General features: G+C 39.9%; 2 protein-coding genes. Both read left to right on the top strand.

The features are described from left to right. The first annotated feature begins 950 nt into the window (after positions 1-950). Entirely contained in the window at positions 951-1,484 is a 534-nt protein-coding gene (locus ETR37_RS18420) for a hypothetical protein (RefSeq protein ID WP_129447650.1), read from the top strand. Positions 1,485-1,543: 59 nt separating this feature from the next. Then, a complete protein-coding gene (locus ETR37_RS18415) occupies positions 1,544-2,041 on the top strand; it encodes a hypothetical protein (protein ID WP_129447649.1) in 498 nt (165 codons plus the stop codon). Positions 2,042-2,952 lie beyond the last annotated feature (911 nt).

The following is a 2,952-nucleotide window of genomic DNA, read 5'->3' as shown; positions in this document are numbered from 1 at the left end:
GGATCAGGTGTTATGGTAAATAATGTTTAGACTCTGTTGAACGCTATCAATACTACATTTCCGATAGCACTCCCCATTTGTGTTTTTGGGGTATGGCTATCTTTTATGTGATTAATTACGTCTTCTACTGAATGATCTGATGTGATAGTTCCATCTTTTTTGTTTTTGTGTACGCCTAGTGCGTCAGTGCTCGTTATTTCTACGCAGTAAAACCAAGTTGTCATTTTTTTCTCCTTTTTTACCCGCCATGAGGTTTTTCATGTGTGGCGTTCGTTGCACAAAACGGGTGTTATGGTAAATCAGGGCTGATACCAGCCCTGTGGTAACGTTCTAATATGCTGATTATTCAGTGCTGTCAGGAGTCCGGAAGATTTGCTTCCACTTACGGCTGTGGGTGCTGGTTGGCGGAGCCTTCTCGTCATCACGGATCGTGCAGTAACGCTCGTACGTTTTGAGGATACGCCCATAAGAATCAACACTGCACTCTTGGAATGAACCGCCGTCGCGGCCAACATACTCGCTAGGACCAACAATTAACGCCATTTTTTTATCCTTAACCAGAGGTCTGGGGCACTATGCCCATAGTGAATATTTGTTCTAAGTCGAACGAATCAAGGCTATGTGTTTAATTTTTAATAGAGAAATAAGTTTCTGTAAGATCATGGAATCGGTGGTTACAAAGTAACCTTACTTTTGGAAGGTTATGGTAAATTAAAGTGACCGGAAGGTATAAAGATACCCGTAGAGATTTGAACTGCTGATTTGTTTATCTTCGGTGACTATTTTTAAAAAATTAAAATTCAGGTGTAAAGGTTTTGGATTGTTTCCTTTTTAATTTAAATTGGTTTTTAATTTTATTTTTTAAATTTATTTAAAATAAATATTATATTGTCATTGTTAACATTACGGCTCTGTGATGTTGTTTTTTATAAATCAATGGAGCATTTAATATGAGTGATTTAATCGTTCAACCTGATTTTTCTGTTAAAGGTAATAATGAAGTCGTTTTTGTTAAAACCTTACCGGGTAATGAAAATGTTGCTCTTGCTGAAGTTTTAAAGAAACAGATTAAAGCGGAAAGTAAGCTCAATGGACTTCTTGCAGCGAAAGCATTGAATAGCTGGTACCGTTCTGGACTTGGCCCTCATCCGGCATCCGGAGGTACTTGGTTCACAAATTCAGTGTTGACCCCATCTGGTTCACCTTCTGGGATTGTTGATAGTATCAAATACAACTATGATCGTGATGGTTATGGTGGTTGGGCTAGTCAGATATCTGTCCGGCTTTATATCTATAACTCAGCAGGTTTTGAGTTAGGGTATGCTGATATTACAGGTTCCGGTAGTGATACCATTGTAGCTTCTGGCGCCAATATCCCTGCTAATTGCAGGCTGGCTCTGGCGATGAAAGTGGGCAATCTTAACGGTGGTATTTTTAATCCTCCATATATTGATGGTTATGATTGCACCGTTTATTACAGCTAAGTAGAATCGTAACCGGTCGCATCGGGTGGCCGGTTACTTATTACTTCTTGAGGTGTAATATGCTGGTATCAGGTATCCGTGGCATTGATTCAATATCCCCTAATCGAGTTAGGGACAGTGATGCAGTATTCTCTGAAATTCTTAATGATTTTAAAGTAAAACCCTCTAGTCAATCAGAAACTGATAATGTTGATAATAAAACATTAAAAAATGATGCTGATTTCCAACCAAAAATAACGACGGGTTTCTTTCCCTCTGGGCAAGCATATACATTTTTTAATGTTGAGGATAACCTTACCGGCAGTGATAAGGCGTATTTAAAGTCTCTGGGCTGGCCGACAGCCGAGTACAGTGATGTGAATGTTCTTGCCAGTAACATAGCTCAGGATCGTGTTGATGGGACGCTTAAGGGCTCTCTGACAAAAGAATATTTATTTGGTGATAGTGAAAAAGGTCTTGCTGGTTTGGTTGAGCGGATGCAAGGAATGAGTTCTGACTTTAGTGAGTTATGTTCAACGCTACTGAAGACGATTAACCAAGGCATACAAAATGTCTGAGTGTAGTTATTGAAAAATAATGCATCATAAATTTATATCATCAATTCTTTAATTGATGATATAAATTAAAAGAAGCCTGAGGGTTTAGGTATTTTTCAGGTAATTATAGATAAATTATCCACAGCGCTTATCGTCAGGAGAACAATGTAATCTCCTGCATTCCCGACAATAGGATTGCGGGGTTTTTTTCCCATTAGGTAATTCTCGGAAACCGAATATTTCTTCGATTTCATTAATATCACGTCCCGCTTCTACTCCACAACATGGACATTTCGCACCCATATCATATGGCATTTAGTCACCTCTTTTATGGTTATGTTCTTTCAAATTAGAGTGTTTTTTGTTCTCTGGTCTTACTCTTTGTCTTATTTTCCAGTGTTGTCTGCTATTGGTTTTGGACCCGATTTAATACCCATGATTACTCTCTCCAGTGATTTTTTTTACGGACTGATAGCTCACATCACATATGGTTACTTCGTATGCAATTTTCAATGAGAGAAGTATGACAAAAAAGATCTTCTTGAGATCCTGTCGTTCCCGCCGTAATCTTCTGTCCTGTAAACGAAAAAACCACCCGGCAAGGTGGTTTTTCGAAGGTTCAGTAAACCGGCAAGTTTCTGAACCGTGGTAACTGGCTTACACAGAGCGCAGATACCAAATACTGTCCTTTCAGTGTAGCCGTAGATAGGCTTCCACTTCAAGAACTCTCTGTATAGCTAGCTATACAAAATCCGCTCTGTGAACCCAGTTACCAATGGCCGCTGCCACTGGCGATAAGTCGTGTCTTTCTGGATTGGGATCAAGAGAATAGTTAACAGAATAGGCGCAGCGGTCGGGTTGAACGGGGAGTTCGTGCATACAGCCCAGCTTGGAGCGAACCACCTAACCAGACCCCAGCATCCGGCGTGGAA

Source organism: Geobacillus sp. PK12 (assembly GCF_004123125.1).
Classification (GTDB): Bacteria; Bacillota; Bacilli; order Bacillales; family Anoxybacillaceae; genus Geobacillus; species Geobacillus zalihae.
Note: the sequence above shows the minus strand (reverse complement) of the source record. Positions and strands in the feature narration are given on the sequence as shown.